The organism is Comamonas piscis (assembly GCF_014109725.1).
GTDB lineage: Bacteria > Pseudomonadota > Gammaproteobacteria > Burkholderiales > Burkholderiaceae_C > Comamonas > Comamonas piscis.
Genome location: NZ_CP058554.1, coordinates 2,589,480 through 2,607,605, shown reverse-complemented (window position 1 = coordinate 2,607,605; position 18,126 = coordinate 2,589,480). Strand labels below are relative to the sequence as shown.

Genomic DNA, 18,126 nt, shown 5'->3' with positions numbered 1-18,126 from the left:
GCATCGTGCTGTCGATAGACGCTATTGTATAGGCGTTTATCGACGCATTTCACAAATTTGCAATTTTTTTCAACTGCAGCGAAAAGTCAGACCTTCCACTTCTCTAGCAGCTTTGCCGGAGACATGGAGTCATAGCCTTCGAAAGGCTGGTGAATCCATGGATTGGTCGTCAAAAAGTCCACCGAATAGTCGGGCGTGAAGGTGGATACACCCTTGGTCCAGATCACCGCGCTGCGCAGCTCGGTGATGGGCGCGTAGTTATTCTTGAGCATGTTGATCACCGCATTGAGCGTGTGACCAGAGTCGGCCAGGTCATCGACCAGCAGCACGCGCCCAGCAATCTCACCCTTGGGGGTGGTGATGAAGCGCGCGATATCCAGGTGTCCTTGCTGCGTACCGGCTTCTGCGCGGTACGAGCTGGTGGACATGATGGCCAAAGGCTTGTCAAAAATACGGCTCAGAATGTCGCCAGGACGCATACCGCCGCGAGCCAGACACAGGATGGTGTCGAACTCCCAGCCGGACTGGTGAATCTTGATGGCCAGTTTTTCAATCAGACCATGGTATTCGTCGTAGCTGACATACAGGTGCTTGCCGTCTTCAGTAAGCATGGGATTCCTCAATCAAAAATATAGCTACCAGCGCTTAAGCCTGGTACGGGTTGTGCATCAGGATGGTGTGGTCGCGATCAGGGCTGGTCGACACGACGGCGATCGGCACACCGGTCACTTCCGCGATGCGATCCAGGTAGCGGCGCGCATTGATCGGCAGCTTGTCGTATTCGGTCACGCCCACCGTGGTATCGGTCCAACCGGGGATCGACTCATAGATAGGCTTGCAGCGCTCGATGTCGTCTGCGCCGAGAGGCAGCAGGTCGATGCGTTCGCCGTCCAGCTCGTAGCCTACGCAGAGTTGCAGCTCTTCGATGCCGTCGAGCACATCCAACTTGGTGATGCACAGACCGGACAGGCCATTGATCTGGGCAGAGCGCTTGAGCAAGGCAGCATCAAACCATCCGCAACGGCGGTAGCGACCAGTGGTCACGCCCTTTTCAGCACCGACGGTGCTCATCACCCAGCCAGGGGTGCCTTCTTTTTGCCATTCCAGCTCGGTCGGGAACGGACCGCCACCAACACGGGTGCAATAGGCCTTGGTGATACCCAGCACATAGTGCAGCATGCCTGGGCCGACACCTGCGCCAGCGGAGGCGTTGCCGGCCACACAGTTGGACGAGGTAACGTATGGGTAGGTACCGTGGTCCACATCCAGCAGCGAGCCTTGCGCGCCTTCGAACAGCAGGTTGCTGCCTTCGGCATGGAGCTGGTTCAGCTCGGAAGACACATCGGCAATCATGGGCTTGATCAACTCGGCGTGCTGCATGGCTTCGTTGTAAACAGCGTCGAACTGGATCTCGCCGTTCTTCATGTACGGAGCCAATTGCGGGCCAAAGTCAAACTTCTCGGAACCGAGCACGCTGACCAGGATGTGGTTGTGCAGGTTCAGCAGCTCGCGCAGCTTGGTGGCAAAACGCTCTGGGTGCTTGAGGTCTTGCACGCGCAGCGCACGGCGGGCGATCTTGTCCTCGTAGGCCGGGCCGATACCCTTGCCGGTGGTACCGATCTTTTGCACGCCGCCTTGTTCGCGGGCTGCTTCACGGGCCACATCCAGTGCTTGGTGGAAAGGCAGGATCAGCGGGCAGGCTTCAGAGACGCGCAGGCGATCACGCACCTGAACGCCGGCCTTTTCCAGGCCTTCAATTTCTTCAAACAGCTTACCGACCGACAGCACGACACCGTTGCCGATGAAGCACTTGACACCCGGGCGCATGATGCCGCTGGGAATCAGGTGCAAAGCCGTCTTCACGCCATTGATGACCAGGGTATGGCCTGCATTGTGGCCGCCTTGGAAGCGCACCACACCTTGCGCGCTCTCGGTCAACCAGTCGACCAACTTACCCTTGCCTTCGTCACCCCATTGAGTGCCAACCACAACAACGTTGCGACCTTTGGAGATAGCCATGTCTTTTCCCATCCAAGAACAAAATACGGTTAAATGCTGCGCACGATCCACTGGCCATCTACTTCAGCCAGTTCGCGGTCACAATTGAATTCGTCGACTTCATCATCATGCCCAGGCAAGGCGCAGACTACGGTTTCACCGGTCTGGCGCAGGCGGGCGATGACCTCGCGCATATCGTGGCGGTCGACCCAGGGCGCGCGAATGGCGGCCTTCAGCGGACGCGGCTCCACCACCGGCACCAGCTGTTTGATATCCAGGCTGAAGCCCACGGCAGGGCGGCTGCGGCCAAAGGCAGCGCCAACCTCGTCGTAACGGCCGCCACGCACCAGCGCATCGGTCACGCCTTGCGCATAGATTGCAAAGCGCATGCCGCTGTAGTACGAGTAGCCACGCAGATCGGCCAAGTCAAACGTCACGGCAGGGCTGTCAATGCGGCTGGCCAACTGGCGCAGATCCGCCAGAATGGGGGCCACGCCCGGGATGCCCACCAAGGCCTTTTCAGCCTCGGCTAGCACCGCCACATCGCCATACAAGTTGAGCAGCGCACGCAAACCATCGCGCTGCGCCTGCGGAAAATCGCGTGTCAGCACGGCCAATTCAGAAGCATCCTTGACCGCCAGCGCAGCATGCACGCGGCGCAGGGTCGGCAGATCCACCAACAAGCCTGCGAGCAGACGCTGAACGATGCGCACATCGGCCAGATCGACCGAGAAATCATGCAGCTGCGCCACGCGCAGCGATTGCGTCGCCAACGCGATCACCTCGACATCGGCCTCCACACCTGCATGGCCATAGATTTCGGCACCAAACTGCAGAGGCTCACGGGTGGCGTGCGGGCGGTCGGGCTTGGCATGCAGTACCGGGCCGCAGTAGCACAGACGCGTGACACCCTTGCGGTTGAGCAAATGCGCATCAATGCGGGCAACTTGTTGGGTGGTGTCAGGGCGAATGCCCAAGGTGCGACCAGAGAGCTGGTCCACCAGCTTGAAGGTCAGCAGGTCCAGTGCTTCACCGGAGCCGGAGAGCAGCGAATCCAAATGCTCCAGCAGCGGGGGCATCACCAGTTCGTAGCCGTAAGCACAAGCCGTATCGAGCAGGCCACGCCGAAGCTCTTCGATGTGGCGCGCCTCGGAGGGCAGCACATCGGCAATGTGATCCGGGAGGATCCAAGCAGACATGGGGAATTGGGTAGGCTGTTAAAAACGTGATTCTACAGGGATGACAGCCGATGAACGGCATTCCTGCTCTCGGCACTGCGCCTTTGCGGCCATTACAGAGCCTGGCGCCTAGCGATGCTATAAGAAACCCGAATGAAAAAAGCCACTTTGCAGATGCAAAGTGGCTTTTAGGGTTTGCCTCGCGGGTGTTACTTGCTGCCCGACGAGCGATACCCCTTGAAGAAATCGGTGGTTGAAGGGTCCACCACGATCACATCAGACTTCTTGTTGAAGCTCGACTTGTAAGCTTCCAGGCTGCGGTAGAACTGTGCAAACTGCGGGTCTTTGCCAAAGGCATCGGCATAGATCCGGGCCGCCTCTGCATCGCCTAGACCCTTGAGGGCCTGTGCATCGCGGTAAGCATTGGCCACCGTCACTTCGCGCTGGCGGTCCGCATCAGCGCGGATCTTTTCGCCCACAGCACCACCGGTCGAGCGCAGCTCGTTGGCAACGCGCTTGCGCTCGGCTTCCATACGGCTGTATACCGATTCCGTGATGGCCTCGACATAGTCAACGCGCGTGATCCGCACGTCAACAATGTCGATGCCCCATGGCTTGCCGCCCTTGACGGCTTCCAGCACTTCGCGCTTGACATCGGCCATGGTCTGCTCGCGCTTGCCAGAGATCATGTCCTGCACTGTACGGCGGTTGACTTCCTCCTGGAAGGCATTGCGCACCACACGGTTCAGCTGCACAGCGCCCTGCCCTTCGGTCGTGCCCACATTGCGGATATAGGCCGAAGGATCGGTAATGCGCCAGCGCACATACCAGTCGATCACCACACGCTGCTTTTCAGCCGTCAGCATCGATTCGGTATCGGTGCTGTCGAGCGTGAGCAGACGCTTGTCCAAGTAGGTGACGTTCTGCAGCGGAGGCGGCAGTTTGAAGTTCAGACCAGGCTCAGTGATCACTTCCTTGATCTGCCCCAGCGCATACTTGATGCCGAACTGGCGTTGGTCCACCACAAATACCGTGGAGCTGAGCAAGGCCAGCACCACCAGCACGGTTGAAGCTAAAAATCCCATTCGATTCACAAATCACTCCTAGCGCGACTCGCGGTCACGGGTACGGCTGGTATCACGGGCACGGGCATCAGGCACCGAAGGTGCTGGCGCGGGTGCACTGGTCGTGGGCGCAGTAGAGCTGGCCGAGGCATCGCCTGCGCCAGCGCCGACCTGACCCTGCTGCATGAGCTTGTCCAGCGGCAAATACATCAGGTTCGAGCCCTGCTTGGAATCCACCACCACCTTGGTCACATTGCTGTAGACCTGCTGCATGGTTTCCAGGTACAGACGGTCACGGGTGACCACGGGCGCCTTTTGGTATTCGGTATAGATCGACGAGAAGCGCTGCGCATCACCCTGGGCCTGCGCAACGATACGTTCTTTGTACGCAGCGGCCTCTTCCATCAGACGCGATGCCGTACCCGTGGCACGCGGCACCACATCATTGGCATAGGCTTCTGCCTGGTTCTTGGTGCGCTCGCGCTCCTGACCGGCCTTGAGCACATCATCAAACGCAGCCTGCACCTGCTCGGGCGGACGCACGCCACCTTGCTGCAGATTGACACCGACTACCTCGACACCGATCTTGTAGCGGTCCAGGATGACCTGCATCAGCTCGCGCACGCGCGGGGCAATCTGGTCACGCTCTTCGGCCAGTGTGGCGTCCATCTTCATCTTGCCGACCACTTCGCGCACGGCGGTCTCTGCTACTTGGATGACGGTATCTGCCGGCGCCTTGCTTTCAAACAACCAGGCACGCGCATCGCTCAGGCGGTACTGCACCGCAAACTTGATCTCGACGATGTTCTCGTCTTCGGTCAGCATCGCCGATTCACGCAGACCCGTGGTCTTGATGATGCTGTCGCGACCCACATCGGCAGAGCGGATCTGCGAAACATACACCAGCTCATGGCGCTGAATCGGGTAAGGCAGGCGCCAGTTGATACCGGCGTTCACCGTTTTGTTGTACTTGCCGAACTGCGTGATGACGGCCTGCTGGCCTTCTTGCACGATGAAAAAGCCGGTACCCAGCCAGATCAGTGCGGCAACGCCGACGATCAGCCCCAGGCCAACGCCTGCACCCTTGAATTCGGGGGGCTGGCCTGCGCCACCGCGGCCCGTGCCACCGCCTTTGCCGCCACCAAACAAGCCGCCAAGCTTCTTGTTCAGGTCTTGCCACAACTCATCCAGATCGGGCGCACCACCAGAGGCGGGGCGCTGCGGATTGGGGCGGTTGTTCTGCTCGGGAGGGGTGTAGGGAGGACGCGAAGGCTCTTGACCGGCATTGCTGCTGTCGTCCTTGCCGTCGTCGCCCCGCCCCCAGCGGGGATCGTTCAGGTTAAACATTCCGCGCAGGCCTTGCGGGAGCAAGGCCAGGCGCGGAAAACGTGAATGAAGTTTCATTAGCGATGTCTCTATGAATCAGCGTTACAAGCGCATGCAAGCAGCCATTGTGGCAGGCCTAGTGGGCATTTCCCAGCAATTCGTCGTCGGCGTCTGGGGCTATCTCCAAAGCATCGCCCGGGTTGAGCGATGCCTGCCGCGCCAGCAAGGCCTGGGCCAGGTGCTCGCGCACGGCTTCCAAGCCCTGGCCCTTGGCCGCACTGACAAAGAATCGAGGAACCTGCACACCGTCGAGCTCATAGCTGTCTGCAAGTGCTGGTGGCCGTCGGTCTGGCTCAACGGCATCCAGTTTATTGAATACCAGAACCTGCGGCACGTTTTCTGCCCCAATTTCCCGAAGAACCTTTTGAACTTGTTGTATTTGTTCCGGGTGGGCAGGGTTGGAGGCATCCACCACATGCAGCAGCAGATCTGCATCGACTGCTTCTTGCAGGGTTGCCTCAAAAGCATTGACCAGCCCGTGGGGCAGATCACGGATAAAACCCACCGTATCCGACAGCGACAATGAACGCTGCGCCGCCTCCAGGTACATCTGGCGCGTGGTGGTGTCCAAGGTCGCAAACAACTGGTCGGCCGCATAGGCGCGCGCCTTCACCACCGCATTGAAGAAGGTGGATTTGCCCGCGTTTGTGTAGCCCACCAGCGACACATTGAAGGTGTCATTGCGCTCTCGCTGGCGGCGCTGCGTCGCGCGCTGCTTCTTGACCTTGATGAGACGGTCCTTGGTGCGCTTGATCGCATCATTGATCATGCGCTTGTCCAGCTCGATCTGGGTCTCACCCGGACCACCGCGTGTGCCGATACCGCCACGCTGCCGCTCCAAGTGCGACCAGCGACGCACCAGGCGCGTGCTGAGGTACTGCAGCTTGGCCAGTTCGACCTGGAGCTTGCCCTCATGGCTGCGCGCGCGCTGCGCGAAGATCTCCAGAATCAGCAAGGTGCGGTCGTTCACCGGCATCTGCAGATGGCGCTCGAGGTTGCGCTGCTGGGCCGGGCTCAACGCCTGGTCAAACAGGATCTCGGTCGCGCCATGGGTCTGCGCCACCAGGCGGATCTCGTCGGCCTTGCCGCTACCGACAAACAGCGCTGCATCGGGCACCTTGCGCTTGCAAACCAGGCGCGCAACCGGGTTCAGGCCAGCGGTTTGTGCCAGCAGACCCAACTCTTCCAGTTCGGAATCGAAGTGCGGAAAACCAAAATCCACCCCGACCAACATGACCGGGGTGGATTTCTTGTCGTTGAAATTTTGTTGATTACTCAATGATGTAGAGCTGTTCACCCGTGTATTTCACGGGTATAGGGCTGTCAAAAGCGTTAGGCTGCAGCTTCGTTGTCTTGCGAGTCAGGTGCTGCAAAATTCACAGCACGACCGGGGACAATGGTCGAGATCGCATGCTTGTACACCATCTGGGTGACGGTGTTGCGCAGCAGCACAACGTACTGATCAAAGGATTCGATCTGGCCTTGCAGCTTGATGCCGTTGACCAAATAAATGGACACTGGCACGTGCTCGCGGCGCAGAGCGTTGAGGAATGGATCTTGCAGAAGTTGGCCTTTGTTGCTCACGATATTCTCCGTGTTCAGACAGTGTTGTTGTAAAACGCCACCTTACCACAGTGGCAACTAAACTGAACGATAAATGGTTTATTCCATGCAATGGGTCTGTGGTGCAGACCTCACCTCACTTGTACGCTATCAATCTTTGTCAGCGTAAGGGTTAAGTGAGGTCTTGAATTCAATCCGCAAGGGGGTGCCGATTAAATTAAATTCCTTGCGGAATCGGCCTTCCAAAAAGCGGCGGTAGGCATCGGTGATGTGCTCCAGCGAATTGCCATGGATCACGATCACCGGTGGGTTCATGCCACCCTGGTGGGCATAGCGCAGCTTGGGGCGGTACGGGCCGATCTTCTTGGGTGTCTGGAACTGCACCGACTCCAGCAGCAGGCGCGTGAGCACCGGCGTAGGCATCTTGCAGGTGGACGATTTGTGCGCCTGGATCATCGAGGTCCAGACAGGGCCCAGGCCCTGGCGCTTTTTGGCCGAGATGAAATGCAGCGGCGCAAACTTCAGAAAGGACAGGCGCAGCTCGATCGAGCGCTCCAGCATCTGGCGACCGTAATCATCCAGCGCATCCCATTTGTTCACGGCCAGCACCACCGCGCGGCCGCTCTCCAGAATAAAGCCCGCAATGTGAGCATCCTGGTCGGTCACACCCTGGGTGGCATCGAGCAGCAGCAGCACCACGTTGGCGCCTTCAATGGCCTGCAGGGTCTTGACCACCGAGAACTTCTCGATCGCCTCAAACACCCGACCCTTGCGGCGCAAACCTGCGGTATCGATCAGCTGAAATTTCTGGCCATTCTTCTCGAACGGCACGGCAATCGCATCACGGGTTGTGCCCGCCATGTCAAAGGCCACCAGACGCTCCTCGCCCAACCAAGTGTTGATCAAGGTGGATTTACCCACGTTCGGGCGCCCTGCCACCGCAAGCTTGATGACGCTGTCATCCTCCTCGGGTTCGGCGTCCTCATCCTGGTTGAGCCAAGGCAGCTTTTCCAGGGCCATGTCGATCATGGTACGGATGCCCTGGCCGTGCGCGGCCGAGACGGGGAATACCTCGCCCAGACCCAGCTCGTAGAACTCGGACAGCTGGCCGCCGTCCTTCATGCCTTCGGCCTTGTTGCCCACCAGCATCGCTGGCTTGCCCAAGCGGCGCAGAAAACCAGCAATCTCATGGTCCTGGGCGGAGAGGCCCAGACGCACATCGACGACAAACAGCACCACATCGGCCTCGGCAACCGCCTGGCGGGTCTGCTTGGCCATTTCTTTAAAAATACCGCTGGTGGCATCGGGCTCGAAACCGCCGGTATCAATCACGATGTACTCGTGCTTGCCCTGACGGCCTTGGCCGTAATGGCGATCACGTGTCAAACCGGCATAGTCGGCCACGATGGCATCGCGCGACTTGGTCATCCGGTTGAACAAGGTGGATTTGCCCACATTGGGGCGACCCACCAAAGCAATAACTGGCTTCATTCCTGACTACTTTTTCTTTTATTACTCGGGCCTAAAGCCATACACCGCGCCGTCATTCGTCTGCACCACCATGGTGTTGCCTGCCAACACGGGCGCGACGCTGATACCGGAGCTGTTGGTAGAGAAACGGTTCAGCGGTGAGCCGTCTTTCTTGGACAACATGTGTACGGTGCCCGAACTATCACCAAAAATCACAGAGCGGCCCAGCACCAACGGCTGGCTCAGCTTGCGGTAACGCAGGCGATTGCTCGTCCACACCACGCTGCCACCCTCATGCGCCCAAGCCGTGATGACACCGTTGCCATCGGCACCGGCCACGACTTCGGCATCACCCGAAATCCCATTGATGCCTTCCGCACGCACGGTCCAGCTCAGTTGCGCTGTGGCTGCATCGATGCAGCCCACCGCCATCTGGTAGGCACGGGTGCACAGCACTGAACCTTCGCGCGAGACACCGCCGACGAGTTCGACCAGGCGCTCCACATCATTGGTGCCGCGTGGGCTGGCAATCGGCACTTCCCAGCGCAGCGCGCCGGTGTTGGGGTCGATACCGACAAAGCGGCCGGATACGCCAGCCACCAGGGTGTCCTGGTAGGCAGTGAGTACGCCACTTTGGCGCAAAACCAGCGCTTCCGTCGTCTTGGCCTGGGCCCAGAGCGACTGACCGGATGCTGCATCAAAGGCTTGCACCGAACGGTCTGCACTTTGCACAAAGATGCGCTGACCGGCCACCAACGGCGCGGTATAGACGCGCGCTGGCAGGCGCTTGCGCCACATTTCCTTGCCCTGGTTGATGGCCACCAGGTTGCCGTCTTCCGTCACCACGGCGGCCCATTGGCCATCGCTGCCCACGCCGGCAGAGAGCTTCTGGCCGACATTGAGGCGCCACAGATCAGCACCGGTATCGGCATTGATGGCAGCCACCTGGCCATCGGCAGACGCCAAGGTCACGACCTTGCCGCTGACATTCATCACCAAGGTCGGGTTGCTCTTGCCAATGCGCTGGGTCCAGGCTTGCTGGACGGAGATCAGCGCCACATTGGGCTCCAGCTCGACAGGCTTGCGCTTGTCCGACGAGAACAGAGAGCAGCCTGCAATGGCCAGGGCCACTGCCGATACCGTCAAAACTTTAGCCGCAGCAGCCGCTGCGGAATATGCCTGTTGTTGTTTCATGCGCACTGCCTTTTGCCATCCATCACTTCAGATCTTCGCCCAGCGCATTGAGCTTGACGGAGATCACGTTGCGGTATTCCACGCCCGGTTCGGTCTTTTGCAAGGCCGACTTGTAGGACTCAATGGCTTGCGCCTTGTCGCCCTTGGCCAGGTAGACATCACCCTTGTGGTCTGCCACGACTGCATCAAATTCCGTCGGCATCTTGGTATTGAGCACCTTGAGCGCCTCGTCATAGGCCTGGCTGTTGAGCAGCACGGCTGCCAAACGCACACGCGCCGTGGCCTTCAGGCCTTCGTCCGAGGCATTGTCCGCCACCCAGGTGAGCGCTGCCTTGGCATCGTCCATCTGGCCCTTGTCACCCGCAGCCTTGGCCACCAGCAGGCCGGCATGCGCCGCCTGGATGGTGCCGCCGTAGTTGCTGCGCAGATCACCAAAGGCCTGATCGATGCGGGTCTTGTCGCCCGAATTGACGGCCGCCTCGACCGCAGACGATAACGCGCTGGCTTGCGAGGCCTGGCGGTTCTGCCAGTACTGGTAGCCGTTCCATGCTGCAAAGCCACCCATTACCACCACCAAAACGGTGGTGATCAAGGTGCCCCACTTGTTCCAGAAGTGCTTGAGCTGGTCTATCTGTTCCTGTTCTTCCAGATCTAAATGCGTTGCCATATTGTTCTAATGGAGTTGAGTCAAAAAAATATCTGCAGCCGAAGCTGCACTCAAGCGCGCAGTTGCGCTGCCCAATCAGCCACCGCGTTCAGCGGTTGCTCGGCCTGTGCACCTGTACCATCGCGCAGCTGCTTGACTGTGACCATGCCGCGTTGCATCTCGTCGGTGCCAAAAATCAGTGCATGGCTTGCGCCACTGGCATCGGCCTTCTTGAACTGCGATTTCATGCTGCCCAGATTGCCTGCCGTGGCCGAGCCATGCATCTGCACGCGAACGCCGGCTTGCCGCAGCGCCTGCATCACTTGCATGGCTTGCGGCAGCAGTGCCGCGTCCGGCAGGATAGCGTAGGCGTCAATAGACGGGCGATCCCACTGGATATTCAGCTCCTTGATCAGCTCCAGGACGCGCTCGATACCCATGCCCCAGCCCACCGCCGGCGCGGGCTTGCCGCCGATTTGCTCGATGAGGTAGTCATAGCGCCCACCGCCACAAATTGTGCCCTGCGAGCCCAGCTTGTCGGTGATGAACTCGAACACCGTCAGGTTGTAGTAGTCCATGCCACGCACCAGGCGCGGGTTGACGGTCCAGGCTACGCCATTGGCGTCCAGAATATCCTGCACCGCCTTCAGGTGGGCCTTGGAGTCATCGCCCAGAAAATCCAGCAGCTGGGGCGCAGCATTCACCATCGCCTGCATGGCCGGGTTCTTGGTATCGAGCACGCGCAGCGGGTTGCTGTACATGCGGCGCTTACCCTCTTCGTCCATCACCTCGGTGTGCTGCTCAAAATAGGCCACCAAGGCATCGCGGTGGGCACGGCGCTCATCGGGTTGCCCCAGGCTGTTGAGCTCCAGGCGCACGCCTTCAATGCCCAGGTCCTTCCAGAGCTGCGCGGCCAGCAAAATCACTTCCGCATCCAGCTCGGCGCCGCCAAAGCCCATGGCCTCGACGCCTACCTGGTGGAACTGGCGGTAGCGGCCGCGCTGCGGCTTCTCACGGCGGAACATGGCGCCGATGTAGAACAGGCGCTTGCCGCCGTCATACAGCATGTTGTTCTCGACCACCGCACGCACCACGCCGGCCGTGCCCTCAGGCCGCAAGGTCAGGTGCTCGGCCTGGCCATGCTTGTCGGCCCGGTCTTCGAAGGAATACATTTCCTTCTCGACAATATCGGTCACCTCGCCCAGACCACGCACAAACAGCGCCGTGTGCTCGGCCAGGGGCGTGCGGATGTTGCGGTAGGCGAAGCGTCCCATCAAGTCGCGCACCTTGCCCTCAAACCACTCCCACATCGCCGAATCTGGCGGCAGGATATCGTTCATGCCTTTGATGGCGGCCAGCTTTTCATTCATGCCCATGGGCTTCAATCTCTCTGTTCAAAACCTTGCAAACGCTTGCAAGCCAAGCGCCTGCAGCTATCAATTATCCACCTTGGCAGCACCGTAGCGGCGCTCCACATAGGCCTGCACGATCTCATGAAACTCCTGCGCAATGCGGTCGCCGCGCAGGGTCAGGGCCTTTTCGCCGTCAATAAAGACGGGGGCGGCTGGGGACTCACCACTGCCAGGCAGGCTGATGCCGATATCGGCATGCTTGCTCTCGCCGGGGCCGTTGACGATGCACCCCATCACCGCCACCTTCATCTTCTCAACGCCGGGGTACTTCACCCGCCACACCGGCATCTGCGAACGCAGGTGCTTGTCAATGTCATGCGCCAGCTCCTGGAACGTGGTGCTGGTGGTGCGTCCGCAGCCTGGGCAAGCGGTGACGCTGGGCACAAAACTGCGCATGCCCATGGCCTGCAAAATCTCGCTGGCCACTACCACCTCTTGGGTGCGGGCTTCGCCGGGCTGGGGGGTCAGCGACACGCGGATGGTGTCGCCAATGCCGTCTTGCAGCAGGATCGAGAGCGCAGCGGCTGAGGCCACCGTGCCCTTGGTGCCCATGCCCGCCTCGGTCAGCCCGAGGTGCAAGGCATAGTCGCAGCGCGCCGACAGGCCGCGGTAAACCGCTACCAAATCCTGCACACCACTGACCTTGCAGGACAGAATGATCTGGTCGCCGCTCAGACCCATCTCTTCAGCGCGCTGTGCCGATGAGATGGCCGAGGTGATCAGCGCCTCGTACATCACCTGGCGCCCATCCCAGGGCACCGCGCGGCGGTTGTTCTCGTCCATCAGATCGGCGAGCAACTCTTGGTCCAGACTGCCCCAGTTCACGCCAATGCGCACGGCCTTGTCGTACTGCATGGCCGCCTCAATCATCTGGCCAAACTGCTTGTCCTTCTTGTCGCCCTTGCCCACGTTGCCCGGGTTGATCCGGTACTTGGACAGCGCCTTGGCGCACTCGGGGTATTCGGTCAGCAGACGGTGGCCGTTGTAGTGGAAGTCGCCAACCAGCGGCACGTTCTCGCCCATGCGGTCAAGTTGCTCGCGCACATAGGGCACCGCTGCAGCGGCCTCGGGCGTGTTGACGGTGATGCGCACCATCTCGGAGCCTGCCTGCGCCAGCTCCTTGACCTGGATCGCCGTCTCGATCACATCCACCGTGTCGGTATTCGTCATCGACTGGATGCGCACTGGCGCATCCCCGCCGACCGTGACGACACGGTCACCCCAGACCACACGGGCCTGGCGGCTTTTGCGGGCGGCCGGCGCCACCATGGGCACGGGCGACAGCATATTCTCTTCTTGCACTTAGTTCACCTCAAAACGGGCGGTGCTGCCCTTGGTCACTTTTTTCAGATCAAAAACCGACCCGCGCAGCTGCATCTCCACCCCCGCAACATTGCCCACGATGAGCTTGAGCGGCGGCGTGGCCGCAATGTCCTCGCTAGCGCCAGCGCGGATGGTCTTCTCAAACACCACCTTGCCACTGGCCTCCTTGATCTGCACCCAGCTGTCTTGGCTGGTCTTGAAGTGCAGCAAAGGCGCGTTTGCCGCTGGGACAGCTGCTGCGGCCACAGCGGTGGCTGCGGCAGACTGGGTCTGGCCTGCCACCGCTGGGCCAGCACCAGCACCAGCATCGGCCGCACCATTGGCTGGAGCCTCGGGCACCGGATCGGTGGAGCTGCCACCCAGCGCTACCGGCTCGGATTGGTCAGCCACGCCGGCTATGTTGTTGGAACGGACGGGCACAGGCGCAGACGCAGCAGTCGAACTCTTCCAGTAGCCCAACAGCTGCGGATAAAACAGCACCCCGACAGTCGCCACCACCAGCAACACCACCACACCCATCCAGGGAAAGGACTTGCTGCTGGGGAAATCATTTTTCTTGCTCTGCGCCGGACCCACGGCCACGCGCGTCTTGACGCTTTCAACGCCGGGCGTGAGATCCTTGCCCGGAGGTTTGGGCAACTGCGCCAACACCGGAGCGGGATCTATCTTCAGCACGCGGCAGACTGCGGAAGCCAGCGCACGCACGAAGACGACATCGGGAAACACACTCCATTCGCCGGCTTCCAGCGCTTCGAGCTTGTGCACGGAGACCTTCAAGTGCGCCGCCAAGGCCGGCAAATGGTAGCCCCGCTCTTCGCGGGCCAGGCGCAGCATGTCGCCAGCGCTGAGCGCGCCACCCGAAGCGGCGTCAGAGGTATGCGTTGTTTCTTGAATATCAGAATCGGTCACAGCACGCCTCCACCAGCGATACGTGCCGCCTCTTTGGAATCGGGAAAACGCCTTTGCAACTGTGCGGCCAGCGAACGTGCGCTTTGGCCATCACCCAGGGCTTTTTCTATCTGGATGCCGAGAAACAAGGAGCCGGCATTGGCCAGCTCACCGTTGTTGAGGCGGCGAATATAGAACTGGGCGCGGCGTGGATCGCCGCGTTGGTTCATCAGCTTGGCCAGGTTGAAGCTAACGATCGGATTGCCTGCGTCGTACTCATAGGCTTTGAGCAAGCTGGCCTCGGCGTCAGCCGGCTTGCCGGCCGCTTCCTGGCACAGGCCCTGGGCCATCAAAGTCTTGGCTTGCTGAAAGTACTGGCGCTGGCCCAGCGCCTGGTTGAAATAGCGATCGGCTGCGTCGTACTTCTTCTCTTGGCAGAGCAACCAGCCATGGTTATGCATGATGTCACCATCGGCGGGCTTGAGCGCCTGCGCCTTGGTAAAGCTTTCATCGGCAATCTCAGGCTCACCCAGTTGCATGTAGATGAGGCCACGCATGTTGTAGGCATCACCGCTATTGGGATCCAGCGCCAGCACCTGCTTGATCTCATCAAGCGCAATGGTGGTCTTGCCGGATTGGAAGTAGTTTGCAGCCAGTTCGAGACGGATGCGTGCGCGCCGATGGATGTCGGTCTCATCGGATTGGGTGACATAAGCGGAATCCTCGCGAGCCGCATTGCTGGCTGTACCGCAGCCCGACAAGCCGCCCACCAGGGCCAAGCCCAAAAAGATGGCAGCCGTGAGGCGATGTACCCTCGGTTGCCCTTTTGTCACAGCCTCTTGCATGCACACCCTCCTCAAACTGATTGGACTATTTCTAGACTTGTGCCAGCGGAATGACCCGGTTCTTGGCCATGCGTTCTGCCGCTTTGGTGCGGTCTTTCACATCACCGGCGAGTTGGCCGCAGGCTGCATCGATGTCATCACCCCGGGTCTTGCGCACGGTGGTAACGATGCCCGCATCCAAAAGCATCTTGGCAAATTCGGTCACCCGGTTGGCAGGTGATCGTAACAGACCCGACGCCGGAAAAGGGTTGAATGGAATCAAATTGAACTTGCACCATGCGCCGCCGTTGCCCGCATACTCTCGCACCAGTGCTATCAATTGCTGGGCATGCTCGGGCTGGTCGTTGACGCCATCGAGCATGCAGTACTCGAAGGTGATGAAGTCACGCGGCGCAAATTCCAGGTAGCGGCGGCAGGACTGCATCAGCTCGTCGAGCGGGTATTTCTTGTTCAGCGGCACCAAGCCATTGCGCAGCGGATCATTGGGGGCATGTAGCGACACGGCCAGCGCCACTGCGCAATCCTGCGCCAGGCGATCCATCATCGGCACGACGCCCGAGGTAGACACCGTGACGCGGCGTCGCGACAGACCATAACCATGGTCATCAAGCATGGTGCGCAACGCAGGCACCAAGGCCGTGTAGTTTTGCAAGGGTTCGCCCATGCCCATCATCACCACGTTGGAGATGATGCGCTCCTCGCGCCCCAGGCGCTTGCGCAAAGCATGTTCAGCAAACCACAGCTGCGCCATGATTTCGCCGGTGGTCAGGTTGCGGCTGAAGCCCTGGTGCCCTGTCGAGCAAAAGCGGCATCCCACCGCACAACCGGCTTGCGACGACACGCACAAGGTGCCACGGTCGTCTTCAGGAATAAATACGGATTCGACGGCATTGCCATCACCCACGTCAAACAGCCACTTGACTGTTCCGTCGGAGGACACGTGCTCAGTGATCACGGGCAGCGCCGTGACATGGGCCTTGCCCTTGAGTTTTTCGCGCAGGGATTTGGCCAGATCGGTCATCTGGTCAAAATCGGCTGCACCGCGCTGGTGGATCCAGCGAAAAAGCTGTGTGGCCCGGAAGCGCTTTTCGCCCAGCCCTTCGCAAAAGGCGGTCAAACCAGCCAAATCAAAATCAAGCAAATTGGTGGTCATGGGGTATACGCTTGGGGCCACTTACCTATGCCACGCGGCCAGAGGCCGCGCACATGTCAATTAACGGGTGTAGACGTTCATGCCGGGGAAGAAGAACGACACTTCCACCGCAGCGGTTTCAGCAGCGTCCGAGCCGTGCACAGCGTTGGCATCGATGCTGTCAGCGAAGTCAGCGCGGATGGTGCCCTTGTCGGCCTTCTTAGGGTCGGTAGCGCCCATCAGTTCACGGTTCTTCAGGATGGCGTTTTCGCCTTCCAGTGCCTGGATCATCACAGGACCGGAGATCATGAAGTCCACCAGATCCTTGAAGAAAGGACGGGCAGCGTGCACAGCGTAGAACTGCTCAGCGTCTTGACGCGACAGTTGCACCAGCTTGGCGGCGACGATCTTCAGGCCAGCAGCTTCAAAGCGGGCGTAGATTTGACCGATAACATTCTTAGCCACTGCGTCGGGCTTGATGATCGAGAGAGTGCGTTCGATTGCCATAATAAATTTCCTGTTGATGGTTTTTTTGCCGTAAAAGCAACCTTTGATTGTACGGCGTCCTGAAAGTCAGCGGCGTGACTACGACCTTCCGCCACGGTTAAATCCACCACCGCTGCCACCACCACCGCCCTTGCGTTGGCCTTGGCGCTGGCGTGTCAGACTGTCGTGGCCGATGTAGCCCTGCGAGGTTTTCATCGGATCGGGCTGGCTGCTGCGCTTCTCAGGTGCCTTGCGCAGGCCGCCACCCCGGGTGTTTTTGGCCGGCCCAATTGACGGACGCGGGCCATTGTGCTGCGGACGGTTGTCACTGCGGCCACCGCGTCCGGCGGAGTTTTGATCGCGCGGCTTGCGCTCGGCAGCGCCACCGGCAGCAATGGTCAGCGCCTGGATATCGTGCTGATCCAGCTCGACCCAGGAGCCACGGCGCAGACCGCGCGGCAGCACCATGGCGCCGTAGCGGATACGGATCAGGCGACTGACCGCGTGGCCCACCGACTCGAACATGCGGCGCACTTCACGGTTGCGGCCTTCGGAGATGGTGACCCGGTACCAGCAGTTGGCACCCTCGCCTCCGCCGTCATCGATGGAGCCAAAGCTGGCCATGCCATCTTCCAGCTTCACACCCGCCAGCAGCAGCGCTTTCTCTTCGTTCGTCAGGGCACCCAGAACGCGGACGGCGTACTCGCGCTCCAGGCCGAAGCGGGGATGCATCAGGTTGTTGGCCAGCTCACCAGAATTGGTAAACAGCAGCAGGCCTTCCGTGTTCAGATCCAGACGGCCAATCGACTGCCACTTGCCATGCGAGACGCGGGGCAGCTTGCGGAACACGGTCGGGCGGTTCTGCGGGTCGTCATGGGTCACCACCTCGCCCACCGGCTTGTGGTAGGCCAGCACGCGCGCTGGCGGTTGCTCGATGCGGAAGGTGATGAGCTTGCCGTTCACACGGATCTTGTCGCTGTGCAAGATGCGCTGGCCCACGTGCGCAGGCTCGTTGTTGACGGAGATACGGCCTTCCAGAATCAGGCGTTCCATCTCCAGGCGCGAGCCCATGCCCGCCTGGGCCAGCAGCTTGTGCAGCTTGGGCGCTTCGACGTGGGGTTGCAGCACGCGCTTGACCGGCGCTGGCGCATCCGAATCCTCTGCATCTTCCAGCGCACCAGCGACCACGTCTTCAAAGGCATAACCTTCCGATTCTGTAGCGCGCTGAGGACGGCCGGCCGGACCGCGTCCATGGGCGGGGGCTGCTTCCGCCTCATCGCTCTGCGCATCGCGCGGCTGTCCGTCACGATCGCGGAAGCGGCGTGCCCGTGCGGGGTAACGGCTCACACGCTGTTCGCCATCGCGGCGCGCACGGGGCTCGCCTTCTGCAGGCTGAGCATCGCCTTCGCTGGCATCTGCCGCTTGGGCTTCGTCGGTCGCTGCAGCTGCAGGCACGGCGCGCTTGCGCGGGGCGCGGCGCTTCTCGGCGGGAGCAGCACCTTCTGGCAAGGTGTTATCTCCGTCCTGGGGCGAATTCATAT

Annotated in this window: 17 protein-coding genes; all 17 read right to left on the bottom strand. The window is 60.4% G+C overall.

Annotated elements, in window-relative coordinates:
• Positions 1-86 precede the first annotated feature (86 nt).
• The 17 genes from HS961_RS11650 to HS961_RS11570 all read right to left on the bottom strand — a co-directional run bounded on the left by HS961_RS11650 (position 87) and on the right by HS961_RS11570 (position 18,124).
• Positions 87-611 carry a phosphoribosyltransferase gene (locus tag HS961_RS11650; protein ID WP_182322127.1) on the bottom strand — a complete coding sequence of 175 codons (525 nt, stop codon included), beginning with the start codon at positions 609-611 and terminating at the stop codon, positions 87-89.
• 34 nt (positions 612-645) lie between these two features.
• A complete protein-coding gene (locus HS961_RS11645) occupies positions 646-2,019 on the bottom strand; it encodes an adenylosuccinate synthase (RefSeq protein ID WP_182322125.1) in 1,374 nt (457 codons plus the stop codon).
• A gap of 29 nt (positions 2,020-2,048) precedes the next feature.
• A complete protein-coding gene (locus HS961_RS11640) occupies positions 2,049-3,197 on the bottom strand; it encodes an ATP phosphoribosyltransferase regulatory subunit (protein ID WP_182322123.1) in 1,149 nt (382 codons plus the stop codon).
• 188 nt (positions 3,198-3,385) lie between these two features.
• Positions 3,386-4,270 (bottom strand): protease modulator HflC, encoded by an 885-nt coding sequence (gene hflC / locus HS961_RS11635; protein WP_182322121.1) that lies wholly within the window; start codon positions 4,268-4,270, stop codon positions 3,386-3,388.
• A gap of 9 nt (positions 4,271-4,279) precedes the next feature.
• Positions 4,280-5,644 (bottom strand): FtsH protease activity modulator HflK, encoded by a 1,365-nt coding sequence (gene hflK / locus HS961_RS11630; protein WP_182322119.1) that lies wholly within the window; start codon positions 5,642-5,644, stop codon positions 4,280-4,282.
• A 58-nt stretch (positions 5,645-5,702) separates the two neighbouring features.
• On the bottom strand, positions 5,703-6,860 hold the full coding sequence (hflX, locus tag HS961_RS11625) for a GTPase HflX (RefSeq protein ID WP_182328237.1): 1,158 nt from the start codon (positions 6,858-6,860) through the stop codon (positions 5,703-5,705).
• Between the two features lie 98 nt (positions 6,861-6,958).
• Positions 6,959-7,210, bottom strand: a complete 252-nt coding sequence (gene hfq, locus HS961_RS11620) for an RNA chaperone Hfq (protein ID WP_369460124.1) — start codon at positions 7,208-7,210, stop codon at positions 6,959-6,961.
• 129 nt (positions 7,211-7,339) lie between these two features.
• Positions 7,340-8,680 carry a ribosome biogenesis GTPase Der gene (der, locus tag HS961_RS11615; RefSeq protein ID WP_182328039.1) on the bottom strand — a complete coding sequence of 447 codons (1,341 nt, stop codon included), beginning with the start codon at positions 8,678-8,680 and terminating at the stop codon, positions 7,340-7,342.
• 21 nt (positions 8,681-8,701) lie between these two features.
• On the bottom strand, positions 8,702-9,853 hold the full coding sequence (bamB, locus tag HS961_RS11610; RefSeq protein WP_182328038.1) for an outer membrane protein assembly factor BamB: 1,152 nt from the start codon (positions 9,851-9,853) through the stop codon (positions 8,702-8,704).
• Between the two features lie 22 nt (positions 9,854-9,875).
• A complete protein-coding gene (locus HS961_RS11605) occupies positions 9,876-10,520 on the bottom strand; it encodes a YfgM family protein (RefSeq protein ID WP_182328037.1) in 645 nt (214 codons plus the stop codon).
• Positions 10,521-10,570: 50 nt separating this feature from the next.
• Positions 10,571-11,875 carry a histidine--tRNA ligase gene (hisS, locus tag HS961_RS11600; protein ID WP_182328036.1) on the bottom strand — a complete coding sequence of 435 codons (1,305 nt, stop codon included), beginning with the start codon at positions 11,873-11,875 and terminating at the stop codon, positions 10,571-10,573.
• A 60-nt stretch (positions 11,876-11,935) separates the two neighbouring features.
• Positions 11,936-13,198, bottom strand: a complete 1,263-nt coding sequence (ispG, locus tag HS961_RS11595) for a flavodoxin-dependent (E)-4-hydroxy-3-methylbut-2-enyl-diphosphate synthase (RefSeq protein WP_182328235.1) — start codon at positions 13,196-13,198, stop codon at positions 11,936-11,938.
• 15 nt (positions 13,199-13,213) lie between these two features.
• On the bottom strand, positions 13,214-14,143 hold the full coding sequence (locus tag HS961_RS11590) for a helix-turn-helix domain-containing protein (RefSeq protein ID WP_182328034.1): 930 nt from the start codon (positions 14,141-14,143) through the stop codon (positions 13,214-13,216).
• Positions 14,140-14,967, bottom strand: a complete 828-nt coding sequence (pilW, locus tag HS961_RS11585) for a type IV pilus biogenesis/stability protein PilW (protein ID WP_182328032.1) — start codon at positions 14,965-14,967, stop codon at positions 14,140-14,142. Before pilW ends, HS961_RS11590 begins: the two co-directional genes overlap by 4 nt.
• A 31-nt stretch (positions 14,968-14,998) precedes the next feature.
• Entirely contained in the window at positions 14,999-16,120 is a 1,122-nt protein-coding gene (rlmN, locus tag HS961_RS11580; RefSeq protein WP_182328031.1) for a 23S rRNA (adenine(2503)-C(2))-methyltransferase RlmN, read from the bottom strand.
• Between the two features lie 60 nt (positions 16,121-16,180).
• Entirely contained in the window at positions 16,181-16,606 is a 426-nt protein-coding gene (ndk, locus tag HS961_RS11575; protein ID WP_182328030.1) for a nucleoside-diphosphate kinase, read from the bottom strand.
• 78 nt (positions 16,607-16,684) lie between these two features.
• Positions 16,685-18,124 carry a pseudouridine synthase gene (locus tag HS961_RS11570; protein ID WP_182328234.1) on the bottom strand — a complete coding sequence of 480 codons (1,440 nt, stop codon included), beginning with the start codon at positions 18,122-18,124 and terminating at the stop codon, positions 16,685-16,687.
• Positions 18,125-18,126: the final 2 nt, after the last annotated feature.

Coding starts and splice junctions, on each gene's coding strand:
- HS961_RS11645 (WP_182322125.1), bottom strand. CDS start 2,019: ATGGCTATCTCCAAAGGTCGCAACGTTGTTGTGGTTGGCACTCAATGG.
- ispG (WP_182328235.1), bottom strand. CDS start 13,198: ATGCTGTCGCCCGTGCCCATGGTGGCGCCGGCCGCCCGCAAAAGCCGC.
- hisS (WP_182328036.1), bottom strand. CDS start 11,875: ATGGGCATGAATGAAAAGCTGGCCGCCATCAAAGGCATGAACGATATC.
- der (WP_182328039.1), bottom strand. CDS start 8,680: ATGAAGCCAGTTATTGCTTTGGTGGGTCGCCCCAATGTGGGCAAATCC.
- hflK (WP_182322119.1), bottom strand. CDS start 5,644: ATGAAACTTCATTCACGTTTTCCGCGCCTGGCCTTGCTCCCGCAAGGC.
- bamB (WP_182328038.1), bottom strand. CDS start 9,853: ATGAAACAACAACAGGCATATTCCGCAGCGGCTGCTGCGGCTAAAGTT.
- HS961_RS11605 (WP_182328037.1), bottom strand. CDS start 10,520: ATGGCAACGCATTTAGATCTGGAAGAACAGGAACAGATAGACCAGCTC.
- HS961_RS11650 (WP_182322127.1), bottom strand. CDS start 611: ATGCTTACTGAAGACGGCAAGCACCTGTATGTCAGCTACGACGAATAC.
- pilW (WP_182328032.1), bottom strand. CDS start 14,967: ATGCAAGAGGCTGTGACAAAAGGGCAACCGAGGGTACATCGCCTCACG.
- HS961_RS11570 (WP_182328234.1), bottom strand. CDS start 18,124: ATGAATTCGCCCCAGGACGGAGATAACACCTTGCCAGAAGGTGCTGCT.
- ndk (WP_182328030.1), bottom strand. CDS start 16,606: ATGGCAATCGAACGCACTCTCTCGATCATCAAGCCCGACGCAGTGGCT.
- hflX (WP_182328237.1), bottom strand. CDS start 6,860: ATGTTGGTCGGGGTGGATTTTGGTTTTCCGCACTTCGATTCCGAACTG.
- HS961_RS11640 (WP_182322123.1), bottom strand. CDS start 3,197: ATGTCTGCTTGGATCCTCCCGGATCACATTGCCGATGTGCTGCCCTCC.
- rlmN (WP_182328031.1), bottom strand. CDS start 16,120: ATGACCACCAATTTGCTTGATTTTGATTTGGCTGGTTTGACCGCCTTT.